Origin of the sequence: Halomonas aquatica (assembly GCF_040196335.1) — a bacterium.
In the GTDB taxonomy this organism is placed as follows: domain Bacteria; phylum Pseudomonadota; class Gammaproteobacteria; order Pseudomonadales; family Halomonadaceae; genus Halomonas; species Halomonas aquatica.
In genome coordinates this window covers 180,739-202,215 of the sequence record NZ_JBEGCJ010000005.1, presented here as the reverse complement: position 1 = coordinate 202,215, position 21,477 = coordinate 180,739, and the positions used below count along the sequence as shown (strand labels likewise).

Genomic DNA, 21,477 nt, shown 5'->3' with positions numbered 1-21,477 from the left:
TGCCATGAGGAACCGGATCCTTGCGTGTTCACTGCTGGCCGGATGGCTCGCGATGCCGGCACTTGCCGAGCCGGCTCTGCCCGGCGACATCATCGCCGACCTCCAGGCGCTTCAGGCCCTTCTGCATGAGGGAGAGGCCTCCCGGGTGCTGAAGCGGGCCGAGACTCAGGCCCAGCGGCTGGCCGGGGGCAATGGCGCGGATCGCTGGTCACGGGCGCTCTACCTGCAGCTGGCCGCCCAGGCAGCGTCCCGGGCCGGGCGGCCAGCCGAGGCCGCCGACCGGCTGCGCGAGGTGCAGGCCATCGCGCTGGCCCCCGAGACCTGGCGCCTGTCACGCCTCAGGGAGGAGGCGGGGCTTCGCCATTCGGCGGGGCAGGGGAAGCAGGCCGTGGCCCTGCTCCAGGCATGGCTGGACCGGACCGGCGGGGACGCGGCCTCACGCTGGCGGCTGGTCGTCTGGCTGGCGGAGCTGGAGCGGTTCGACGAGGCGGCGGGCCATCTCGAGGCGCTTGAGGCGGCGGAGGGACTTACCACCGAGCAACGAGCCCTGGCGGTCTCTCTCCATCGGCGTGCCGATCATGAGGCACAGGCCCTGTCTGTGTTGTTGGCCGGTCTCGATGCGCAGGCGCCGGCCGAGGACTGGCGAACGGCGGCTGCCCTGGCGCAGCGGGTCGGCGATGCCGGCCGCGCCGCGGCGATCTGGGAGACGGGATGGCGCCTGGGGGCGCTGGCCGGTGAGGCGGACCTGCTTCGGCTGGCCAGGCTGCACCTGACTGGGGGTACGCCGGCCAGGGCCGGCGATCACCTTGCCCGGGCACTGGAGACTGGCGCGCTGGCCGACTCACTCGAGACCCGTCGCCTGATGGCCCGGGCCTGGGAGGCGGCCCGGGACCATGACCGGGCGTTGGCCGCCTGGCGCCGGGTAGCCAAACGCAGCGATGCCGGCGACGACTGGCTGCGGCTGGGCCGGCTGGCCCTGGCCTGGGGCGATGAGACCCTTGCCCACACGGCACTCCGGCAGGCCAGCCGGCGGGGTATCGCCCAGGCCGATCCCTGGCTTGACGAGATGCGAAGGGAAAGGGCCGTTCAGCGAGCCCAAGAGGGCGTGGAGGCGTCGTCAAGGGAGGCGCCGGCAAACGAGAAGGGTGACTAGTCCCGAAGGTCGAGCTCGGTCCAGACCGGGGCGTGGTCGGAAGGCTTCTCCAGGGCTCGCAGGGCATAGTCGATGCCAGCATCGCGGACCAGGTCGACGAGTGGCGCGCTGACCAGGATATGGTCGATGCGAAGTCCACGCCTGGGCTCACGCTCGAAGCCGCGTGAGCGGTAGTCGAACCAGCTGAAGCGATCGTTCACGTCCGGGTAGCACAGGCGGTAGCTGTCGGTCAGCCCCCAGGCCTTGATGCCGCTCAGCCACTCGCGCTCAACGGGCTGGAAGCTGGTCTTGCCCTCGCGCAGCCAGCGCCTGCGATTGGCCTCGCCGATGCCGATGTCGATGTCCTCGGGGGAGACGTTGAAGTCACCCATCACCGCCAGGCGCTCGTCGGCAGGGTGCTGCGTCTCCAGCAGGCGCTTGAGCTGTGCATAGAATTCACGCTTGAGGGGAAACTTCACCGGATGCTCGACATTCTCGCCCTGGGGGAAGTAGCCGTTCCATATCGTGAGGGGGGCGCCGCCGGCCGGGTGCAGCCGCACGCCGATCATGCGTCGCTGGGCCTGCTCCTCGTCGTCGGGGAATCCGTAGAACACCGCTTCCGGCTCCCCGCACTGGGCCGTGTCGACCATCAGGGCCACGCCGTAGTGGCCCTTCTGGCCGTGGAAGTAGACCCGATATCCCATGGCTTCCACGGCCGCCACGGGAAACTCGCTGTCCTGGACCTTGGTCTCCTGCAGGCCGATCACCGCCGGGTGATGCGCCGCGACCAGCGCCTCCAGTTGGTGCAGGCGGGCACGGATGCCATTGATGTTGAAGGAGACGAGGCGCATCAGTCACGATCATCCTTTTCGCTGGTGCCTTCCCTCTCGGGATGGATGGCGATCGGCTGCCCCGCCTCCTGGCGGGCCTGCTTGCGGGCCGCCTGCAGCTTGCGCTGCTGGCGCTTCTTCTGGGTAAATCGCGTCGACGAGGTCACCTGGTCGGGATTCTCGTGGCGCCATTTCTTGAAATCCTTGCGCTTGCCGGTGCGGATATGCACCTTGTCGGCGAGCGAACGGGTCTTCTTTTGGCGTGTCATGATGCAACTCCTGCATGAATGGGCGCCATTCTACCAGCCGAGGCCGCCGTGCCGACAGCGATGAACCACCGGCAGGCCGACGGGGCGCGCCCTCGTCGCCGGAGGCTGTTACAATGTCGGTTTGCGTCATGCACCTCATCCACCGATACGGACAAGACAGCACAGCCTATGAGCGAGTCGGAACAGACCACAGCACCGGCCCAGAACCGCAAGCCCAAGCGTCGTCGGCGCAAGCCGCGGCGTCGTCAGTCGAACTGGGATCTTCGCCAGTTCCAGGTACCCGTCGTGGCGGGCAAGTGGCGCTTCCATGACTTCGACCTGCCATTGCCGCTGATGCGGGCGATCCATGCCCTGGGGTTCGAATACTGCACGCCGATCCAGGCCGAGGCCCTGGCCCAGACCCTCCTCGGGGGTGACGTGGTGGGCAAGGCTCAGACCGGCACCGGCAAGACCGCAGCCTTCCTGATATCGATCATGGCCTACTTCCTCGAGGAGGAAACGCCCAACGGCCAGAAGACGGGGGCACCGCGCGCACTGATCGTGGCGCCGACCCGCGAACTGGCGCTGCAGATCGAGAAGGACGCCAAGGCGCTCGCCCGCTTCACCGACCTCAAGGTGGCAAGCGTCGTGGGGGGCATGGACTACCAGAAGCAGCGCGACGCGCTGGGTGACAAGGTCGACATCCTCGTCGCCACCCCGGGTCGGTTGCTGGATTTCCACGAGAAACGCGACGTCGACCTGACCCAGGTGGAAGTGCTGGTACTGGATGAGGCCGATCGCATGCTCTCGATGGGCTTCATCCCCGACGTCAAGCGCATCATCCGCCACACGCCGAACAAGGAACAGCGCCAGACCTTCCTGTTCTCGGCCACCTTCAGCCAGGACATTCTCAACCTGGCCAGCCAGTGGACCCATGAGCCGGCCCATGTGGAGATCGCGGTCACCGTCGACAACGCCGCCGACATCGATCAGCGCGTCTATCTGGTCGGCGACGAGGACAAGCAGCGCCTGCTGGTCAACCTGCTAAAGCAGGAGAGCTTCGACCGGGTGATGGTGTTCGGCAACCGCCGTGACCTGGTGCGCAAGCTTGATGACCTGCTCCAGAAGGCGGGCATCAACGCCGCCATGTTGTCCGGCGACGTTCCCCAGAACCAGCGCATCGAGACCCTCGAGAAGTTCCGCGAAGGGCAGATCCAGGTACTGGTGGCCACCGACGTGGCGGGCCGTGGCATCCATATCGAGGACGTCAGCCACGTGATCAACTACACCCTGCCGGAAGATCCCGAGGACTACGTCCATCGCATCGGGCGCACCGGCCGTGCCGGCGCCAAGGGTGTATCGATCAGCTTCGTCGGCGAGGAGGACGCCTTCTCCCTTCCTGAGATCGAGCGCTACATCAGCGACAAGCTGCCCTGCGAGCATCCGCCGGAAGGGCTGCTCTGACGGCCCATGCTTGACGAGGCGCTCAAGGCCGAGATTCAGGAAGCCTATCGCCGGGTGCTCGAGGGCCTCGACCTCACCCCTCGTTATGGCCAGCGTCTGATGATCGCCGAGATCGCCCGCACCCTGGCGGGTATCGAGGCCGACGATGCCGGCCGGCGGACCAGCGACGAGCATGTCTGCGTGCTGGAGGCCGGCACGGGTACCGGCAAGACGCTGGCCTACCTGCTCGCTGCCCTGCCGGTGGCCAAGGCCCGCGGCAAGCGCCTGGTCATCGCCACCGCCACCGTGGCCCTGCAGGAGCAGGTGCTCCATCAGGACCTGCCCTCGCTGAAGGCCCACAGCGGTCTTGCCTTCGATTTCGCCCTGGCCAAGGGGCGTGGTCGCTATGTCTGCGTGGCACGCCTCGACCAGGCCATGGACGGCGGCGAGGAGAACCCCACCCTGTCACTCTTCGAGCAGTCGCTGGCCAGCGGCGGGGATGACTTCCAGGCCCTGGTGAAGGAGCTGGGTGAGGCCTACGGCAACGGCCGCTGGGAGGGGGATCGCGATAGCTGGCCCGAGGCCATCGATGACAGCCACTGGCGCCGCCTCACCGTGGACCATCGCCAGTGCACCAACCGCCGCTGCGGCCACTTCGCTGCGTGCGCCTTCTTCCGTTCCCGCCGGCATCTCGACAGCGCCGACGTCATCGTCGCCAACCACGACCTGGTGCTGGCGGACCTGGCCCTGGGAGGCGGCGTGGTGCTTCCGGACCCGGCGGACTGCATCCATGTTTTCGACGAGGGGCATCACCTGCCCGACAAGGCCCTGCAGCACTTCACCCATCGCTTCGCCATCGGCGGGGCGCTGCGCTGGCTGCGCACCCTGAAGTCCTCCCTCACCGAGCTCAACCAGGCGCTGGCCGTGCAGCCGACCCTGGCCCGCCTGCTGGCCGGGTTGCCGGAGGCGATCAATGTGCTGGAGCCGCGGCTCGGCGAGGCGTTCGCGCTGGGTCACCAGCTCGCCGGCCGTCCCCAGGGACTGGCCGAGGGCGAGGAGAGCCGGCACCACCGCTTCGCGATGGGCCGTGCGCCTGACGCGCTAAGGGAGCAGGGTGACGGCCTGCGGGTGATCTTCGCCGAACTCTCGCGCACCCTGGAGAGCATGGGGGACATCCTTCGCGAGAGCCTCGACCCGGACAAGCACACCGGGTTGCCGCGGGAACAGGCCGAGGCCTGGCTGCCGCTGGTGGCGTTGCTGCATGGCCGGGCCCTCGAGGCCCACGCCCTCTGGCAGGCCTTCGCCGAGACGGATCCCGAGGGCGAGCCGCCCCGGGCCCGCTGGCTGACCCTGGAGCGCTTTGGCGGCGACCCCGAGCTGACCTTCTCGGCGAGCCCGGTCTCCGCCGCACACACCCTGGCCCGCAACCTCTGGGGCCGCACCCATGGGGCCGTGGTCACCTCGGCGACCCTGACGGCGCTGGGCCGATTCGAACGGCTACAGGAACGGGCAGGGCTGGCCAACCGCTACCGCTACCAGCGTCTGCCGAGTCCCTTCGACTATTCACGGGCCGTGCTCAGCGTGCCCCGCGAGGCGGTCGACCCCGCCGACCGGGACGGGCATGAGCGGGCCATTGTCGACTTCGTCGAGGCCCTCGGTGAACAGGAGGCGGTGCTGATGCTGTTCTCGTCGCGGGCGCAGTTGCGCGGCGTCGAGAAGGCGCTATCGAAGGCGCGTCTCGAGCGGGTGCTGGCCCAGGACCGCTTGCCCAAGCGCGAGCTGATCACCCGGCACCGGGCGCGGGTGGATGCGGGGGAGGGCAGCATCATCTTCGGCCTGGCGAGCTTCGCCGAGGGCATCGACCTGCCCGGCGACTACCTGACCCACGTGGTGATCACCCGGCTGCCCTTCTCGGTGCCGGACGATCCTGTGGGCGCGACGCTGGCCGAATGGATCGAGAGTCGCGGGGGCAATCCCTTCATGCGCATCAGCGTGCCCGATGCCTCGATCAAGCTGGTGCAGGCCTGTGGCCGGTTGATCCGCAAGGAGGACGATCAGGGACGCATCACGCTGCTCGACCGCCGGGTACTGACCCGCCGCTACGGCCGAGCACTGCTCGACGCCCTGCCGCCTTTCGTACGCGAGATCGACGGGGTGGTGCAGGGCGAGTAGGGCCAGCGAGGCCTGATGCTTGGGCCAAATGAGACGGGCCCGCCATTCGGCGAGCCCGTCTCATGTCATGGCCGCACTCGCGCAGGGAAGGGCTTTCAGGCGGCCTGGCCGCGCTTGGCCAGAACCGGGGCGAGCTGCTCGTTCATGTGCTTGAAGGATTCGACGGTGGTATCCCAGTCGATGCAGGCGTCGGTGATCGACACCCCGTATTCCAGCTGGCTGGGGTCATCGGTCATCTTCTGGTTGCCCCAGCCGATGTTGGATTCCACCATCAGCCCGATGATCGAGTGGTTGCCCTCGAGGATCTGGTTGGTGACGTTTTCCAATACCAGCGGCTGCAGGCCCGCATCCTTGTTGGAGTTGGCATGGGAGCAGTCGATCATGATGTTGGGCTTCAAGCCGGCCCTGCTCAGCTCCTGCTCGGCGAGTGCCACGCTGACGCTATCGTAGTTGGGCTTGCCGTTGCCTCCGCGCAGGACCACATGGCCATAGGCGTTGCCACGGGTGCGAATGATCGCCACCTGGCCGGCCTGGTCGATGCCCAGGAAATTGTGTGGGTGAGACACCGACTGAAGGGCATTGACCGCGACATCGAGGCTGCCGTCGGTGCCGTTCTTGAAGCCCACCGGGCCGGAGAGGCCGGAGGCCATCTCGCGGTGGGTCTGGGATTCGGTGGTGCGTGCGCCGATGGCCGACCAGCTGATGCAGTCCTGCAGGTACTGCGGCGAGATCGGGTCCAGGGCTTCGGTGGCCAGGGGCAGGCCCATTTCGGCGAGGCCGACCAGCAGGCGGCGGGCGATGTGCAGGCCCTCCTCTATCTCGAAGGAACCGTTGAGGTGGGGGTCGTTGATCAATCCCTTCCAGCCCACGGTGGTGCGAGGCTTCTCGAAGTAGACGCGCATCACTATGTAGAGGCTGTCCTGGACCTCGTCGGCCAGGCTGCGCAGGCGACGGGCGTAGTCAAGCGCCGCATCCACGTCATGGATGGAGCAGGGGCCTACCACCATCAGCAGGCGAGGGTCGCGGCCGTCGAGGATGGCCTGGATGGTCTCGCGGCCCTCGATCACTGTCCGTTCCGCGGCCTCGGTCAGGGGAACTTCCCGCTTCAGGGCCTCGGGGGTGATCAGGACGTCCTGGGCGAGGACGTTGAGGTTATTGACCTGCTGTTCTGACATTGTGCTTCCTGTGTCGTGTCTGCGCTGATGGCGAAATTCGTTGGTATCTACTATCGCGTGCGAGGCCGCCAAATTCAATCGTCGCGGGAACCCTTAGAGCCGGTGACGGTCTCATCGCCGGCGGCGGGGGAGCCGAATGGCTTGATGGACGTTCAAGAAACAGGAACACTTGTAGTTATCGAGTACACGACCCTGACCATTCAGCGGCTCCAGGCCCAGGTTGACACCATATGCCAGCGAAACCAGACCTTTCGCGACCCTTGCTCGGGTCGTCATCCACGCCTTTCCTTCCAGGGAGGGCCTGAATGGGCACCCGGGAAACCGACCAGCAGCTCGTCGAGCGGGCCCAGAAAGGGGATAACCGCGCCTTCGACCTCCTGGTGAAGAAGTACCAGCACAAGATCATCGGCCTGATCAGTCGCTACGTGCACGACCACTCGGAGGTGCAGGACGTGGCTCAGGAGGCCTTTATCAAGGCCTACCGTGCACTGGGCAAGTTCCGCGCCGAGAGCGCGTTCTATACCTGGATGTACCGCATCGCCATCAATACCGCCAAGAACCATCTGGTGTCCAAGGGGCGCCGGCCGCCAGGCAGCGACCTCGACATCGTCGATGCCGAGATCGTCGATCACAGCGGACGGCTGGCCGATTCCGAGTCGCCGGAGGCGGCCATGGCCCGAGATCAGCTCGAGTCAGCCATCTTCGAGGCGATCGAGGCCCTGCCCGACGACCTGCGCACGGCGATCACCCTGCGCGAGCTCGACGGGCTCTCCTACGAGGACATCGCCGCCATCATGCAGTGCCCCGTGGGCACCGTCCGCTCCAGGATATTCCGGGCCCGCGAGGCCGTGGACCAGCATATCCGTCCGCTGGTGACCACCTCTCGCAATCAGGAATCGCTGATCGAATGAGCCATTTGAAACGAGGAACTGCATGTTTTTTGACGATTTGCTGAACTGTCCGGCATCTGTGACGTCATAAGCGGTGACCTGCCCGCCACCCGCGGGCGAGAATGTGCCGACATGGCCATGGCGACGCGTGTCTATGTCGGGATCAACAGGCTGTCAAAGGACCCTGAACGGGTCGCCTTGTCGAGTGTGAGGTGTGAAGAATGACTCAGAACGCACGAGAATCGCTTTCTGCCCTGATGGACAACGAGGGAGATGAGCTCGAGCTGCGTCGGGTACTGAAATCAATGGACGATTCTCCAGACGCGGCCGAGACCTGGCGGCGTTACCATCTCATGCGAAGCCTGATGCGACGTGAGCAGGAAGTCGATGTCGACACCGACCTTTCGGCCGGCATCATGGCGAGGCTGCAGAATGAGCCGCTGCCGTTGGTTGAGTCCGGCCAGCGGTCGGGCCGTTCCATGTCACTGGCTCGCGGTGCCGGGATCGCGGCCGCCGTTTCCCTGATGGTCATCACCGGCGTGCAGTTCTATCACGGTGGTGTCGGCTCCGGGCAGGTTCCTGCCGAGGTGGCTTCTCAGGGTTCGGCTGGCACCGACCTGCAGGCGAGCCCAGTCGCTCTCGGCGGGTCTGATCTTGCCGCCTCGCGCGTCGACAATAGCCCCTCGCTCGCCGACCTGCCCCTATTCCAGACGTCTTCCGGCGATAACCGCGGCCTGATGACGGTAGGCGCCGGTGTCGATTCGCCGCTGGTGCTCTCCCCGCGGCAGTCCGCCCGGATCAATCAGCAGCAGGCCCAACTGCTGCAGTCCTACCTGGATCGTCATGCCGAAGGCGCGGCCTATGGCAGTGGTGATACCTGGATGCCCCTGTTGCGTGCCTCCGGCAGCGAGTCACTGGGACAACGTTGATGGGTTCGGGGCATTCGACCGTCGGGTTCGGTTGGCTGTTGGCCGTCGGTCTGATGTTGGTGTCGACCGCGGCCGTGGCCCAGGTGCCGCCCGCCGATGAAGTGGTCGGCGAGCGCTTCGATTGCCTGTCCCTGTCCGAGCAGCCTCCCCCCGAGACGGCCCGGGCCTGGCTACATCGAAGTCTCTGGGCCAATCACTGCTATGCCTTCAAGGCGCGGGCCGTGCGCATCGGCAGCGACGGTGTCCGCTCACTGGCGATCTCCCACGACGTCGTGGAGGGTGTCGAACGCGAGGTGGCGAGGTTCCTGGATGGTCCGCCGGTGGTCTTCGAACGGCGCGGGCGCATCGGTCGTCTGAACTGGGCCGAGGGCGAATCCCCGGTGCCGGCCTCGCCTGAGGGAATCGCCGAGCATCTCGAGGGTCTCTACCGCCTGCAGCTCAGCGGTGAGGAACGTCTCGCCAACCGCAATACCGTTCGCCTCGACATCGAGCCCCTGGATGGCCTGCGCTATGGTCATCGATTCTGGCTGGACAAGCTCACGGGTCTGCCACTGAAGCAGATCCTGCTGGACGAGCAGGGGCGCGTGGTGGAGACCTTTCAGATCACCCAGTTGCATCAGCCTCGACTTCATCGGGGTGCGATCGACCTCGATCGCCGCCGCCCTCCGCCCGACTATTTGTGGCATCCCACCTGGTTGCCAGAAGGGTTCATCTCCAAGCCGGTGGAGATACGCAGCCCTCGACATGACGATGACATCGGCCACCGGGTCTACAGTGACGGGCTTGCCACCATCAGTGTGTTCGTTGAGCCCATGGCGGGCACGGATCAACTGATCCCGGGTCTGCATCGTCTCGGGGTGTCCCATGCCGCCGTTCGCCATCGTGAACTGGGCGGCCAGACCCGCCAGGTGGTGGCGATGGGTGAGTTGCCGCCGCGGGTGCTGATTCGCGTGGCCGATTCGGTGGAATGGCAGGCCCCCGTGGCTGGCACCTCGCCCTGAGCGGAACCTTTTGATGTGCAAACGGTAAGAGTTAGCATCCTTTCTTTCATCCCCATTCGATGCAGGAGCCCTTCATGAAACGCATGATGAGACCTATGTCCCTCTTGATGCTGCTCGCCGCGGCACTGCTGGCCTGGCAGTCGGCCATGGCGCGTGACCTGCCGGACTTCACCGAACTGGTCGAGCAGGCCGCTCCGGGCGTGGTCAATATCTCCACCACCCGGATGGTGGTGGGGCGCGGGCCGTCCATGCAGGGATTCGGGGGGCGGGAGATTCCCGAAATCTTCCGTCACTTCTTCGGCGACCAGTTCGAAGACCGTTTTCCGAGCCCGCCTGAGGGTCGCCAGAGACCCAGCGAGGAGCGCCAGTCGCTGGGGTCGGGCTTCATCATCGATGAGGACGGCTACATCATGACCAACGCCCACGTCGTCGATGGGGCCGACGAGATCATGGTGCGCCTCAATGATCGCCGCGAGCTACAGGCGGAACTGGTGGGCGCCGATGCCAAGACCGACGTCGCCGTGCTGAAGGTCGATACCAGCAACCTCCCCACCCTGTCACTGGGGAACTCCGACGAACTGCGCGTCGGCCAGTGGGTGGCGGCGATCGGTTCACCCTTCGGCTTCGATCATTCGGTGACCGCCGGCATCATCAGCGCCATCGACCGAACGCTGCCGCGGGATACCTATGTGCCCTTCATCCAGACCGATGTGGCCATCAACCCGGGCAACTCCGGCGGCCCGCTGTTCAACCTCGACGGCGAGGTGATCGGCGTCAACTCCCAGATACTCACCCGCAGCGGTGGTTACATGGGGCTCTCCTTCGCGATCCCGATCAACGTCGCCATGGATGTGGCCGACCAGTTGAGGGACGACGGTCAGGTCAGCCGGGGCTGGCTCGGGGTGATGATTCAGCCGGTCTCCCGTGACCTGGCCGAGTCCTTCGGCATGGACAACGCCGAGGGCGCACTGATCGCAGACCTGGATCCTGAGGGGCCGGCGGCTCGCGGTGGGCTCGAGGCCGGAGACGTGATCCTGTCCGTCAATGGCAGTGAGGTGGACAGGTCCAGCACCCTGCCGCGACTGATCGGTCAGGTGCCCCCGGGCAGCGAGGTAGAGCTTACCTTGCTGCGTGACGGAGAGCGTCGCCAACAGACCGTGACCCTCGGTGAGTGGCCCGATATGCGAGGCGAAGGTAACGCTGCCGATCGGGATGAGGAGCCGAGCCAATTGGGCGTCGCCGTGCAGCCCCTGCAGGATACCGAGCGCGAGCAGTTGGGGATCGAGAACGGCGTGCGCATCGTCGAGGTCGACCCGAGCGGTGCAGCTGCCTCGGCGGGACTGCGTGCTGGCGACATCCTGGTCAGCATCGACCATCGTGCGGTGGAGAGCCCCGACCAGCTCGCCACCCTGGTGTCCGATCTTCCCGAAGACCGTGCGGTGCCGGTGCGCCTCTACCGCGACGGCCGCTCGATGTTCGTGGCCATGCGGCTTTCCCGCGACTGAACCGGGCCCCTGAGGCCCCGCCGTGACAGCGACCCGACGGCTGCCGCCGTCGGGTCGCTGTATCTGACAGGCGCATCCCGCTACAATGGCGCCCATTCCGATCAGACCCCGCCAGCCGACCGCATCGTGATCCGTCGGGTCGGCCGTGGCCCGACACCCACAAGGCAGAATCGACTCGATGTCCCAAGACGCAACCTCCGAGCCCCTCAAGCACATCCGCAACTTCTCGATCATCGCCCACATCGACCACGGCAAATCCACCCTGGCCGACCGGCTGATCCAGACCTGCGGAGGCCTGACCGAGCGTGAGCTCAAGGAGCAGGTGCTGGACTCCATGGATCTCGAGCGCGAGCGCGGTATCACCATCAAGGCGCAGTCGGTGACGCTGGACTACCATGCCGAGGACGGCAACACATACCAGCTCAACTTCATCGACACCCCCGGCCACGTGGACTTCTCCTACGAGGTGTCCCGCTCGCTCTATGCCTGTGAGGGGGCCCTGCTGGTGGTGGATGCCGGCCAGGGCGTCGAGGCCCAGTCGGTGGCCAACTGCTATACCGCCATCGAGCAGGGGCTCGAGGTGCTGCCGGTGCTCAACAAGATGGATCTGCCTCAGGCCGACCCGGACAAGGTCGCCCACGAGATCGAGGAGATCATCGGCCTGGACGCGACGGACGCCTGTCAGGTCTCGGCCAAGAGCGGGATGGGCATCGAGGCGCTGCTCGAGCGACTGGTGCGCGATATCCCGCCCCCCAAGGGTGACCCTGAGGGTCCCCTTCAGGCACTGATCATCGACTCCTGGTTCGACAACTACCTGGGCGTGGTCTCGCTGGTGCGGATCTTCGACGGCACCTTGAAGAAGGGCGAGAAGATCCGCATCAAGTCCACCGGACGCGACTGGCAGGCCAACGAGGTGGGGATCTTCACGCCGTTGCGCAAGGAGACCGGCGTCCTGCGTGCCGGTGAGGTGGGCTTCATCGTGGCCGGGATCAAGGAGATCCAGGGTGCCCCGGTGGGCGATACCATCACCCATGCCAAGACGCCGGATGTCCCACGCCTGCCCGGCTTCCAGAAGGTCAAGCCCCAGGTCTACGCCGGGATGTTCCCGGTGAGCGCCGACGACTACGAGGACTTCCGCGACGCACTGGAGAAACTGGCGCTCAACGATGCCTCGCTGGACTATGAGCCGGAGAACTCCGACGCCCTGGGCTTCGGCTTCCGGGTCGGATTCCTCGGCACCCTGCACATGGAGATCGTCCAGGAGCGCCTCGAGCGCGAGTACGACCTGGATCTGCTCACCACGGCGCCCACCGTGGTCTACGAGCTGGCCATGAAGAACGGCGAGATCACCTACGTCGCCAACCCCTCCAAGCTGCCCGACATGGCCGACGTCGAGGAGATGCGCGAGCCCATCGTGCGGGCCAGTATCCTGGTGCCTCAGGACTTCGTCGGAAACGTCATCACCGAGTGCGAACAGCGGCGTGGCACCCAGCTCGATATGCAGTTCCTCGGCAGCCAGATCCAGCTCACCTACGAGCTGCCCATGAGTGAAGTGGTGATGGACTTCTTCGATCGCCTGAAGTCGATCTCCAAGGGCTATGCGTCTCTCGAGTACAACTTCGAGCGCTTCCAGGAGGCCAAGCTGGTGCGCCTCGATGTGCTGATCAACGGCGATCGCGTCGATGCCCTGGCAGTGATCATCCATCGTGACCACGCCCACGGGCGAGGGCGCCTGCTGGTCGAGAAGATGAAGGAGCTGATCCCGCGTCAGATGTTCGACGTGGCCATCCAGGCCGCCATCGGCGGGCAGGTGGTGGCGCGATCCACCGTCAAGGCGCTGCGCAAGAACGTCACCGCCAAGTGCTACGGCGGAGACGTGAGCCGCAAGAAGAAACTGCTCGAGAAACAGAAGGCGGGCAAGAAACGCATGAAGCAGGTCGGCCGGGTGGAGATTCCCCAGGATGCCTTCCTCGCCGTGCTCAGGGTCAACGACTAAGGACGGATAACTGCATGGACTTCTCTCTGATGCTGGTGGTGGCGGTGGCCGTCACCGGAGTGATCTGGCTGCTCGATCTGCTCTGGTGGCGTCCCGCGCGCCGGCAGCGACTGGCCACGACAGAGGCCGGTACCACCGAGGGGCTCGAGGAGCGGGCCCGCGAGAAGGCGCTCAAGGAACCCTGGCCGGTGGACTATGCCCGCTCCTTCTTCCCGGTGCTGCTGGTGGTGCTGGTGCTCAGGAGCTTCGTGGTCGAGCCGTTCCAGATCCCCTCCGGGTCGATGCGTCCGACCCTCGAGATCGGCGACTTCATCCTGGTCAACAAGTTCGCCTATGGCTTGCGGCTGCCGGTGATCGACACCCGGTTCGTCGAGGTCGACGACCCGGAACGCGGGGACGTCATGGTGTTCCGCTTTCCCGACGAGCCCGCCGTGAACTTCATCAAGCGGGTCGTCGGGCTGCCGGGCGACCGGATTCGCTACGAGGACAAGCAGCTCTTCGTCAATGGCGAGGCGGTCCCCAAGCGACTGCTCCAGGAAGGGCCCGCCAAGGCGCCCACCGAGCTGCTGATGGCCGAGCAACTGGGCGCTCGTGAGCACGGTATCTACAATAATCCTCGGGACCCAGGGCCTCAGGTGCGCGAGCTGGTGGTGCCGGAGGGTCACTACTTCACGATGGGCGACAACCGTGATCACTCCAACGACAGCCGCTACTGGGGCTTCGTCCCGGAAGAGAACATCGTCGGCAAGGCCTTCGCCGTCTGGATGCACTGGGACGGTGGCCTGCCCAGCTTCACCAGCGTGCGTCGTATCCACTAGGCAGGGCACACATGCCGGGTCAGGCGGGTCGCCTGACCCCTCGGCAGCACATTCATCTTCGACACCGACTTATCCAGGAGCTTCGTGAGCAACTCCCTCAACGCCTTCAGCCGACGCATCGGCCATACGTTCGCCGATCCCGGTCTGCTCGAGCTGGCCATGACGCATCGCAGTTACGGTGGCCAGAACAACGAACGCCTCGAGTTTCTCGGTGATTCGATCGTCAACTTCGTCATCGCGGAGGCGCTCTTTCGGCGCTTTCCCCAGGCGCGGGAAGGGCAGCTGTCGCGTCTGCGCGCGCGCCTGGTCAAGGGCAAGACCCTCGCCGAGCTGGCCCGGGAGATGGCCTTCGGCGAATGCCTGCTGCTCGGCTCCGGCGAGATGAAGAGTGGGGGGCACCGCCGCGACTCTATCCTCGCCGATGCCGTCGAGGCGGTTCTCGGAGCGATCTATCTCGATGCCGGCATGGAGACGGCAAGGGCCCGGGTATTTTCCTGGTACGCCGAGCGCCTGGAGGCCATCAGCCTCGAGGATACCCAGAAGGATCCCAAGACCCGCCTGCAGGAGTTCCTCCAGTCACGCCAGGTGCCCCTGCCGCGTTATGAGGTGACCTCGGTGGAGGGTGAGGCGCATGCCCAGACCTTCACCGTCGAGTGTCACATCGAGGTGCTCGATGAGCAGACTCGAGGCGTCGGTTCGAGCCGGCGCCACGCCGAGCAACAGGCCGCCGAACAGGCCCTGTCCCTGATCGAGCCGGGCAAGTCCAACGGCACGGAGGGCCGCTCATGACCACCACCTGCGGTTTCGTGGCCATCGTCGGCCGTCCCAACGTCGGCAAGTCGACCCTGATGAACCGGATCCTCGGCCAGAAGATCTCCATCACCTCGCGACGCCCCCAGACCACGCGGCATCAGGTGATGGGGATCAAGACCGAGGGAGAGGCGCAGTTCATCTATGTCGATACTCCCGGCATCCACATCATGGCGAAGGATCGCAACAAGGCGATCAACCGCTTCATGAATCAGGCGGCCGTCCAGGCCCTGCGCGACGTCGACTGTGTGGTGTTCATCATCGATCGCACTCGCTGGAGCGACGAGGACCAGGTGGTGCTGCAACGCCTGGAACATGTCGAGGCGCCGGTGATCCTGGCCGTCAACAAGGTCGACCGGCTTCAGGACAAGGCCAGCCTGCTGCCGTGGCTGCAGCAGGTCGGGGCGCGGCGCGACTTCGCCGCCATCGTGCCGATTTCCGCCAAGCACGGGACCAACGTCCCCGAGCTCGAGGGCGAGGTCGCCAAGCACCTGTCCGAGAGCGTGCACTACTTTCCCGAGGATCAGGTTACCGACAAGAGCCAGCGCTTCCTGGCCGCGGAGCTTGTGCGCGAGAAGGTGATGCGACAGCTCGGTGACGAGTTGCCCTACCAGATGACCGTGGAGATCGAGGAGTTCCGTGACGAGGGGCGGGTGGTGCATATCAGTGCCCTGATCCTCGTCGAGCGGGCGGGACAGAAGAAGATACTGATCGGCGAGAACGGCGAGCGAATCAAGAACATCGGCCGCGAGGCGCGTCTCGATATGGAGCGGGCGCTGGATGCCAAGGTGATGCTCAACCTCTGGGTCAAGGTCAAGCGTGGCTGGTCCGATGACGAGCGGGCCCTGAAGAGCCTGGGCTACGACCTGGACTGACGCCATGGGGCCGAGCGAGATGAAACCCGAGCCGGCCTTCCTGCTTCACAAGCGCCCCTATCGCGAGACCAGCGCCCTGGTCGACCTCCTGACCCTTCATCATGGGCGGGTGCGGGCGGTGGCCCAGGGCGTGCAGCGTCCGGGCAGCCGGTCTCGTGGCAGGCTGCAGCCCTTCGCCCCGATGCACGTCACCTGGGTAGGCGAGGGCGAGCTCAAGCGCCTGCGACTGATGGAAGGGCGCGGCAGCGCGGCGCTGCTCGCCGGCGAGGGCCTGCTCTGCGGACTCTATGCCAACGAGCTGCTGACCCGGGTACTGCCGGTGGAGTTCGAGGTCGCCGAGACGTTTGCGTTCTACACTGCCATGCTGGAGGAGCTGCCGCGACCGGATGGGCGGGCCGCGGCGCTGCGTCGCCTGGAAGTGGCGGTGCTCGAGGCGCTGGATGCCCTGCCGCGCTTCACCGACCCCGAGGGAGGCGAGCTCGACCCCCAGCAGCGCTATGTCCTCGAGCCCGGGTCGCGGGCCTTCGTGGTCGCCGAGGGCGGCATCGATGGCCGCACCCTGCGGCTGCTGGCCCGGGGAGGCTGGGGCGAGCCAGGGCTCGCCGGCCCCGCGAAGGCGGTGACCCGGCGGGCCCTGGCGTCGCTGCTCGGCTCGCGCCCGCTGCGTTCGAGGGAGCTGATGCTCGAGCTGGCCGGACGGCGTCGCCCCCCTCACACTTGATCCTGACTTTCACTCTTTCGAGTATTTCGACTATCCCCCTTTAGCCCTTCAGCCAGGAGAGTCTGCATGCATCCCCCGCGCATCCTGCTCGGCGTCAATATCGACCACATCGCCACCCTTCGCCAGGCGCGAGGTACCCGCTACCCCGATCCCGTTCAGGCGGCCCTGCTGGCCGAGGAGGCGGGTGCCGATGGCATCACCGTGCACCTGCGCGAAGACCGCCGACATATCCAGGAGCGCGACGTGCGCCTGCTGGCCCAGTTGCTCAACACCCGCATGAACCTCGAGATGGCCCTCACCGAGGAGATGCTGCGCCTGGCCGAGGAGATTCGCCCAGCCCATGTCTGCCTGGTGCCGGAGAAACGTGAGGAGCTGACCACAGAGGGGGGGCTGGATGTGGCCGGGAGCGCTGATGCCATCCGCGAGGCCTGTCGGCGGCTGGCGGCAGCGGGCTGCGAGGTCTCGTTGTTCATCGACCCGGAGCCGGCGCAGATCGCCGCCGCCGCGAAGGCCGGGGCTCCTGTGATCGAGCTGCATACCGGTGCCTATGCCGAGGTCACGGGCCCGGCCGCCCGTCACGAGCATGCGCGGCTCGCCGCTGCCGCCGAGATGGCCCTCGATCTCGGCCTCACCGTGAATGCCGGCCATGGCCTCAACTACCACAATGTCGAGGCCGTGGCCGCGCTGCTCGGCATCCACGAACTCAACATCGGCCATGCGATCATCGCTCGGGCCCTGTTCGTGGGACTCAAGGAAGCCGTGGCCGAGATGAAGCGACTGGCCATCGCCGGCCAGGAGGCCGGCCTGCTGGCGGCGCTCGATGATCACGACCATGACCACGATCATGACGGTGAGGCTGGCTGCTGCCGATGATCATCGGAATCGGAACCGACATCGCCAGAGTGGCCCGCTTCGAACGGGCCATGGGACGCCATGGCGAGCGCTTCTCGCGGCGTCTGCTCGGTGAGTGGGAACTGGAGCGGTTCCGCGATCATGTCCTGCCGGCGGCCTTCCTGGCCAAGCGCTTCGCCGCCAAGGAGGCCTTCGTCAAGGCACTGGGGACGGGGCTGCGCCATGGCATGCGCTGGGTCGATATTCAGGTGGTCAACGATGCCCAGGGGCGCCCCTCACTGGTGCTCACCGGCAAGGCTCAAAAGCTGGCCGAAGCGGCCGGCGTGCGCTCCCTTCACCTTTCACTCTCCGACGAGGACGCCCTGGCCGTGGCCTTCGTCATACTCGAAGGCTGATCCGCCTGCCAGCGGCGCAATCCCATCATGGCGGCATAGAGGTCCGGGAGCAGTGGCGCCACGGCGTGCATGCCCCTTGACCTCAGGCGGGTCTCCAGGGTCTCCGCCAGCAGCCCCAGGCGTGGAGTGCCGCAGTATCGGCAGGCCCCGTTGAGGGCATGCAGGGCATCCAGCAGGGCCTCCTCGTCGGCCCGGTCGAAGGCCTCGCGGATGGCCTGCTCGCTACCCGGCAGGGAGTCGGCCAGTTGTGCCAACAGCTCAAGCGCGAGCGGCTCGCGTCCTCCAGCCAGGCGCGTTCCCATCTCCAGGTCGACCACCGCGTGCTCCTGCTCCTCCTCCGGTGCCAGTTCGCCGCCCTTCGTCGTCCCGACATCGGTGAGGGGCTGCGGCGGTTCGAGTCCCAGGTGCTCCTCGAGCAGCCGGGCGAGACGCTGGGGCTCCACCGGCTTGATCAGCACATCATCGAGCCCGCTCTCGCGCAGCAGCCGTTGCTGTTCGTCCCGTGCATGGGCGGTGACGGCGATGATCGGTACCCGTCCCCAGGCCCCCTCGAGCCGTCTCAGCGCCCGGGTCGTCTCCAGGCCATCCATACCGGCCATGCGGATATCCATCAGTACCAGGTCGAAGTCCCGATGACGGGCCAGGGCAAGCGCCTCTGCGCCGCTCGCCGCCAGGGTGACCGTGACCCCTGAGTCGGCCAGCAACTCGCGCAGCAACAGTCGGTTGGACGCGTTGTCGTCGACCACCAGCAACTGGGGCGATGCGGGCAACGGTGTGGTGTCAGGCGGAGCCGGAAGAGCCCGCTGTGTCCGTTTCAGATGGCGCAGCAGCGCCTCGGTCAGGGCCGCCCGCGGTACCGGCTTGGCGATGATCTCACCGCCATGAGGCAGAGGCAGGTCGGGGAGGTCAGGCGGACTGGCGTTGACCAGCAGCAGGGCGGGGCAGCCCAGTCTGTCCAGTCGTTGCCGCCACGCGGCGAGTTGCTCCTCGGAGAGGTCATCGGCACCTAGCGCCGCCACGACCATCGAGGCCCGGGTGCCGTCGGGGACCCCTGCCTGCGTGGTGACCCGAGCCCCCCAGCTCGTCAGAAGGTGCTTGAGGGCCCGGCGGGTGGGCAGGTGGGGTTCATCCAGCACGATGATATCGCCGTGCAGGTAGAGCTCGGGGCTGCGGTCGGCCTTCCCCTTGCTGGCCATCGGCAAGGTGAATGAGAAGGTCGAACCCTCCCCGGGCGTGCTTTCGACAAAGATCTCACCACCCATCTGCTCGACAAGCTGATGGCTGATGGCCAGCCCCAGGCCGGTGCCGCCGAATTGTCGAGAGTGGCTGATATCGCCCTGGTGGAAGGCCTGGAACAGGCGCTGGCGTACCTCCTCGGTCATGCCCATGCCGGTATCGCCGATGCTGACCCGCAGAATGACCCGGTCGGCCTCGGCCTCCTCGAGCATCACGCGCACAATCACCTCTCCCCGGTCGGTGAACTTGAGGGCATTGTTGACCAGGTTGGTGATGACCTGGCGGGTCCGCATGGGGTCGCCCTGCAGGTCGGCCGGCACGTCGTCGTAGACCAGGCCGAGAAGCTCAAGACCCTTCTGCTGGGCCAGCGGTGCCTGAAGGCCCAGCACATCGTCGACCAGGGTGACCATGTCCAGAGGCAATGTCTCCAGCTCGACCCGCCCGGCCTCCAGTTTCGAGAAATCGAGGACGTCGTTGACCAGCATCAGCAGGCTGTCACACGCTCGCTGCACGTGGTCCAGCCATTCACGCTGGCGCGGCTCCAGTCGCGAGCGCCCGAGAAGGCGGCAGAAGCCGACGATGCCGTTGAGAGGGGTGCGGATCTCGTGGCTCATGTTGGCCAGAAACTCCGACTTGACCCGGTTGGCCTCCAGGGCCCGACGATGGGACATGTCCAGTTCGATGTTCTGGACCTCGATGGTCTCCATGGATTCCCGGAGCTCGTCGGTGGTCTGTTCGATCTGGGCCTGCATGTCGTACCGAGCCGATGCCAGGTGATCGACGAGGTCGTTGACACGCTGGGCCAGCCCCAACAGCTCCGGCGACGCCGGGAGAGTCAGCCGCTCCGGCACCACCCCGAAGGCGAGGTGCTCCAGGACACGGTCGGCATCCTTCAGCGGTTGGGTCACCCGCCTTGCGGTGGCGAAGCCTGCAAGGAACAGCAGCAGGCCGGCAAGCAGCAGGGTCAGTCCTGCACAGGCCATGAGGTGATAGCGGGCTAGCAGCAGGGGCGTGGTATCAATGGCCAGTGTCAGCCAGGCTGGCGTCTGCCCCCCGCTCGGCAAGGGAGTCTGCAGCAGCCACTGGCGGTCATGCTCCAGCAGGCGCGTGGCCGCGCGCTCGGGGGTCGCCGGCAGATCGCGCAGTCCGCCACGCGCCAGGCGGGGTTGCCCCCGGCCATCCTGAACACTCAGCGCACGGACATGAGGCAGCGCCAGCAGGCGGTCGGCCAGGGGGTGAAGCGCCTGTTCATCGCCTGCCGCCAGGGCCTTGCCCATGGTCGGGGCGAGCAACTCGGCGCCATGGGTCAGGGTCTCGCGAAGCGCCGCCTGGCGCTGCCGGTCCTCGACGGCCAGGGTCACGCCGGCCAGGAGTGTCAGCAGCAGCATCGGCAGGCCGAGGATCGACAGCATCAGTCGCGTCTTGAGGGACATCGGCGGGCTCGTCAGACGATGAATCGGTCTCCAGTATGCCACAGTGAGGGCGGGCGTCTGTCCTGAATGAAGTGGCAGGGATATAATGGGGAAACGACGTTTCCATCAGGAAGGTTTCATGCATTTCCCCACTCTCGAGGAGACCGTCGGTCATACGCCGCTGGTCCGTCTCAAGCGCATCACCGCAGGGCGCGGCAATACCCTTCTGGCCAAGCTGGAGGGCAACAACCCCGCCGGTTCGGTCAAGGACCGTCCGGCACTTTCCATGATCAAGCAGGCCGAGGCCCGGGGCGAGATCGCCCCCGGTGACACCCTGGTCGAGGCTACCTCCGGAAACACCGGCATCGCCCTGGCGATGGCGGCCGCCATCATGGGCTATCGCATGGTGATGATCATGCCCGAAAGCGCGTCCGCCGAGCGCAAGCAGGCCATGGCCGCCTACGGGGCCGAGCTGGTCGAAGTCAGCAAGGAAGGCGGCATGGAGGAGGCCCGTGACCTGGCCGAGGCCATGGTCGCCCGTGGGGATGGCAAGCCGCTGAACCAGTTCGCCAACCCCGACAACCCCCTGGCTCACTACCGAACCACCGGCCCGGAGTTGTGGGAACAGACCGGCGGCACCATCACCCACTTCGTCTGTTCCATGGGCACCACGGGCACCATCATGGGCGTGTCGCGCTACCTCAAGGAGCGTAACCCCGAGGTGCAGATCATCGGCCTGCAGCCCGAGGATGGGGCCAGCATCGCCGGCATTCGCCGCTGGCCGCCGGAATACCTGCCGAGTATCTTCGATCCCAGTCGCGTCGATCGGGTGCTGGACATCGGCCAGCACGAGGCCGAGGAACACATGCGTCGCCTGGCCAGGGAAGAAGGCATTCTGGCCGGTGTCTCCTCAGGCGGCGCACTGGCCGGGGCGCTGCGGGTGGCTGCCGAGGTCGAGAACGCGGTGATCGCCTTCATCGTCTGTGACCGCGGTGACCGCTATCTTTCCACCGGACTCTTCGCCCCGGAGCGCTGAG

Annotated in this window: 19 protein-coding genes; 15 read left to right on the top strand and 4 right to left on the bottom strand. The window is 66.3% G+C overall.

Annotation, left to right across the window (positions count from 1 at the left end):
* The first annotated feature begins 4 nt into the window (after nt 1-4).
* Entirely contained in the window at nt 5-1,153 is a 1,149-nt protein-coding gene (locus tag ABE960_RS12110; protein ID WP_349762537.1) for a hypothetical protein, read from the top strand.
* On the opposite strand, the gene xthA is transcribed toward ABE960_RS12110, so the two are convergent.
* Both xthA and ABE960_RS12100 read right to left on the bottom strand, forming a co-directional pair.
* Nucleotides 1,150-1,983 carry an exodeoxyribonuclease III gene (gene xthA / locus ABE960_RS12105; RefSeq protein ID WP_349762536.1) on the bottom strand — a complete coding sequence of 278 codons (834 nt, stop codon included), beginning with the start codon at nt 1,981-1,983 and terminating at the stop codon, nt 1,150-1,152. The genes ABE960_RS12110 and xthA overlap by 4 nt on opposite strands.
* Nucleotides 1,983-2,231 carry a hypothetical protein gene (locus ABE960_RS12100; protein ID WP_349762535.1) on the bottom strand — a complete coding sequence of 83 codons (249 nt, stop codon included), beginning with the start codon at nt 2,229-2,231 and terminating at the stop codon, nt 1,983-1,985. The genes xthA and ABE960_RS12100 overlap by 1 nt, the downstream gene beginning before the upstream one ends.
* 168 nt (nt 2,232-2,399) lie before the next feature.
* On the opposite strand from ABE960_RS12100, the gene rhlB reads away from it, so the two are divergent.
* On the top strand, nt 2,400-3,674 hold the full coding sequence (gene rhlB / locus ABE960_RS12095) for an ATP-dependent RNA helicase RhlB (RefSeq protein ID WP_349762534.1): 1,275 nt from the start codon (nt 2,400-2,402) through the stop codon (nt 3,672-3,674).
* Nucleotides 3,675-3,680: 6 nt separating this feature from the next.
* Entirely contained in the window at nt 3,681-5,825 is a 2,145-nt protein-coding gene (dinG, locus tag ABE960_RS12090; protein WP_349762533.1) for an ATP-dependent DNA helicase DinG, read from the top strand.
* 95 nt (nt 5,826-5,920) lie between these two features.
* Here the strand turns inward: dinG and ABE960_RS12085 are convergent, their stop codons facing one another.
* The gene (locus ABE960_RS12085) at nt 5,921-7,000 is read right to left on the bottom strand and encodes a 3-deoxy-7-phosphoheptulonate synthase (protein WP_349762532.1); all 1,080 of its coding nucleotides are present in this window, start codon (nt 6,998-7,000) and stop codon (nt 5,921-5,923) included.
* A gap of 305 nt (nt 7,001-7,305) precedes the next feature.
* Between ABE960_RS12085 and rpoE the strand changes: the two genes are divergently transcribed.
* The 11 genes from rpoE (at nt 7,306) to ABE960_RS12030 (ending at nt 17,792) form a co-directional block, all read left to right on the top strand.
* Nucleotides 7,306-7,911, top strand: a complete 606-nt coding sequence (gene rpoE, locus ABE960_RS12080) for an RNA polymerase sigma factor RpoE (RefSeq protein ID WP_349762531.1) — start codon at nt 7,306-7,308, stop codon at nt 7,909-7,911.
* A gap of 200 nt (nt 7,912-8,111) precedes the next feature.
* The gene (locus ABE960_RS12075) at nt 8,112-8,819 is read left to right on the top strand and encodes a sigma-E factor negative regulatory protein (protein WP_349762530.1); all 708 of its coding nucleotides are present in this window, start codon (nt 8,112-8,114) and stop codon (nt 8,817-8,819) included.
* 53 nt (nt 8,820-8,872) lie between these two features.
* Complete coding sequence (locus ABE960_RS12070) at nt 8,873-9,820, top strand: MucB/RseB C-terminal domain-containing protein (protein WP_349762529.1); 948 nt, start codon at nt 8,873-8,875, stop codon at nt 9,818-9,820.
* Nucleotides 9,821-9,894: 74 nt separating this feature from the next.
* Complete coding sequence (locus ABE960_RS12065; protein WP_349762528.1) at nt 9,895-11,325, top strand: DegQ family serine endoprotease; 1,431 nt, start codon at nt 9,895-9,897, stop codon at nt 11,323-11,325.
* Nucleotides 11,326-11,503: 178 nt separating this feature from the next.
* Nucleotides 11,504-13,321: a translation elongation factor 4 gene (gene lepA, locus ABE960_RS12060; RefSeq protein ID WP_349762527.1), complete on the top strand. Its 1,818-nt coding sequence runs from the start codon at nt 11,504-11,506 to the stop codon at nt 13,319-13,321.
* A gap of 14 nt (nt 13,322-13,335) precedes the next feature.
* Complete coding sequence (lepB, locus tag ABE960_RS12055; protein WP_349762526.1) at nt 13,336-14,139, top strand: signal peptidase I; 804 nt, start codon at nt 13,336-13,338, stop codon at nt 14,137-14,139.
* 84 nt (nt 14,140-14,223) lie between these two features.
* Complete coding sequence (gene rnc / locus ABE960_RS12050) at nt 14,224-14,928, top strand: ribonuclease III (RefSeq protein ID WP_349762525.1); 705 nt, start codon at nt 14,224-14,226, stop codon at nt 14,926-14,928.
* Nucleotides 14,925-15,824, top strand: coding sequence for a GTPase Era (gene era, locus ABE960_RS12045; RefSeq protein WP_349762524.1), 900 nt, complete (start codon nt 14,925-14,927; stop codon nt 15,822-15,824). The genes rnc and era overlap by 4 nt, the downstream gene beginning before the upstream one ends.
* Nucleotides 15,825-15,843: 19 nt before the next feature.
* The gene (recO, locus tag ABE960_RS12040; protein WP_349762523.1) at nt 15,844-16,545 is read left to right on the top strand and encodes a DNA repair protein RecO; all 702 of its coding nucleotides are present in this window, start codon (nt 15,844-15,846) and stop codon (nt 16,543-16,545) included.
* A gap of 66 nt (nt 16,546-16,611) precedes the next feature.
* A complete protein-coding gene (gene pdxJ, locus ABE960_RS12035; protein ID WP_349762522.1) occupies nt 16,612-17,418 on the top strand; it encodes a pyridoxine 5'-phosphate synthase in 807 nt (268 codons plus the stop codon).
* Nucleotides 17,415-17,792, top strand: a complete 378-nt coding sequence (locus ABE960_RS12030) for a holo-ACP synthase (protein WP_349762521.1) — start codon at nt 17,415-17,417, stop codon at nt 17,790-17,792. The genes pdxJ and ABE960_RS12030 overlap by 4 nt, the downstream gene beginning before the upstream one ends.
* Here the strand turns inward: ABE960_RS12030 and ABE960_RS12025 are convergent.
* On the bottom strand, nt 17,732-20,461 hold the full coding sequence (locus ABE960_RS12025) for an ATP-binding protein (protein WP_349762520.1): 2,730 nt from the start codon (nt 20,459-20,461) through the stop codon (nt 17,732-17,734). The two genes, ABE960_RS12030 and ABE960_RS12025, sit on opposite strands and share 61 nt — an antisense overlap.
* A gap of 118 nt (nt 20,462-20,579) precedes the next feature.
* On the opposite strand from ABE960_RS12025, the gene cysM reads away from it, so the two are divergent.
* On the top strand, nt 20,580-21,476 hold the full coding sequence (cysM, locus tag ABE960_RS12020; RefSeq protein WP_349762519.1) for a cysteine synthase CysM: 897 nt from the start codon (nt 20,580-20,582) through the stop codon (nt 21,474-21,476).
* The last annotated feature ends 1 nt before the right edge of the window (nt 21,477 follow it).

Coding starts and splice junctions, on each gene's coding strand:
- ABE960_RS12075 (WP_349762530.1), top strand. CDS start 8,112: ATGACTCAGAACGCACGAGAATCGCTTTCTGCCCTGATGGACAACGAG.
- ABE960_RS12025 (WP_349762520.1), bottom strand. CDS start 20,461: ATGTCCCTCAAGACGCGACTGATGCTGTCGATCCTCGGCCTGCCGATG.
- era (WP_349762524.1), top strand. CDS start 14,925: ATGACCACCACCTGCGGTTTCGTGGCCATCGTCGGCCGTCCCAACGTC.
- cysM (WP_349762519.1), top strand. CDS start 20,580: ATGCATTTCCCCACTCTCGAGGAGACCGTCGGTCATACGCCGCTGGTC.
- rhlB (WP_349762534.1), top strand. CDS start 2,400: ATGAGCGAGTCGGAACAGACCACAGCACCGGCCCAGAACCGCAAGCCC.
- ABE960_RS12085 (WP_349762532.1), bottom strand. CDS start 7,000: ATGTCAGAACAGCAGGTCAATAACCTCAACGTCCTCGCCCAGGACGTC.
- dinG (WP_349762533.1), top strand. CDS start 3,681: ATGCTTGACGAGGCGCTCAAGGCCGAGATTCAGGAAGCCTATCGCCGG.
- rpoE (WP_349762531.1), top strand. CDS start 7,306: ATGGGCACCCGGGAAACCGACCAGCAGCTCGTCGAGCGGGCCCAGAAA.
- pdxJ (WP_349762522.1), top strand. CDS start 16,612: ATGCATCCCCCGCGCATCCTGCTCGGCGTCAATATCGACCACATCGCC.
- ABE960_RS12030 (WP_349762521.1), top strand. CDS start 17,415: ATGATCATCGGAATCGGAACCGACATCGCCAGAGTGGCCCGCTTCGAA.
- ABE960_RS12065 (WP_349762528.1), top strand. CDS start 9,895: ATGAAACGCATGATGAGACCTATGTCCCTCTTGATGCTGCTCGCCGCG.
- ABE960_RS12110 (WP_349762537.1), top strand. CDS start 5: ATGAGGAACCGGATCCTTGCGTGTTCACTGCTGGCCGGATGGCTCGCG.
- ABE960_RS12070 (WP_349762529.1), top strand. CDS start 8,873: ATGTTGGTGTCGACCGCGGCCGTGGCCCAGGTGCCGCCCGCCGATGAA.
- ABE960_RS12100 (WP_349762535.1), bottom strand. CDS start 2,231: ATGACACGCCAAAAGAAGACCCGTTCGCTCGCCGACAAGGTGCATATC.
- xthA (WP_349762536.1), bottom strand. CDS start 1,983: ATGCGCCTCGTCTCCTTCAACATCAATGGCATCCGTGCCCGCCTGCAC.
- lepB (WP_349762526.1), top strand. CDS start 13,336: ATGGACTTCTCTCTGATGCTGGTGGTGGCGGTGGCCGTCACCGGAGTG.
- recO (WP_349762523.1), top strand. CDS start 15,844: ATGAAACCCGAGCCGGCCTTCCTGCTTCACAAGCGCCCCTATCGCGAG.
- lepA (WP_349762527.1), top strand. CDS start 11,504: ATGTCCCAAGACGCAACCTCCGAGCCCCTCAAGCACATCCGCAACTTC.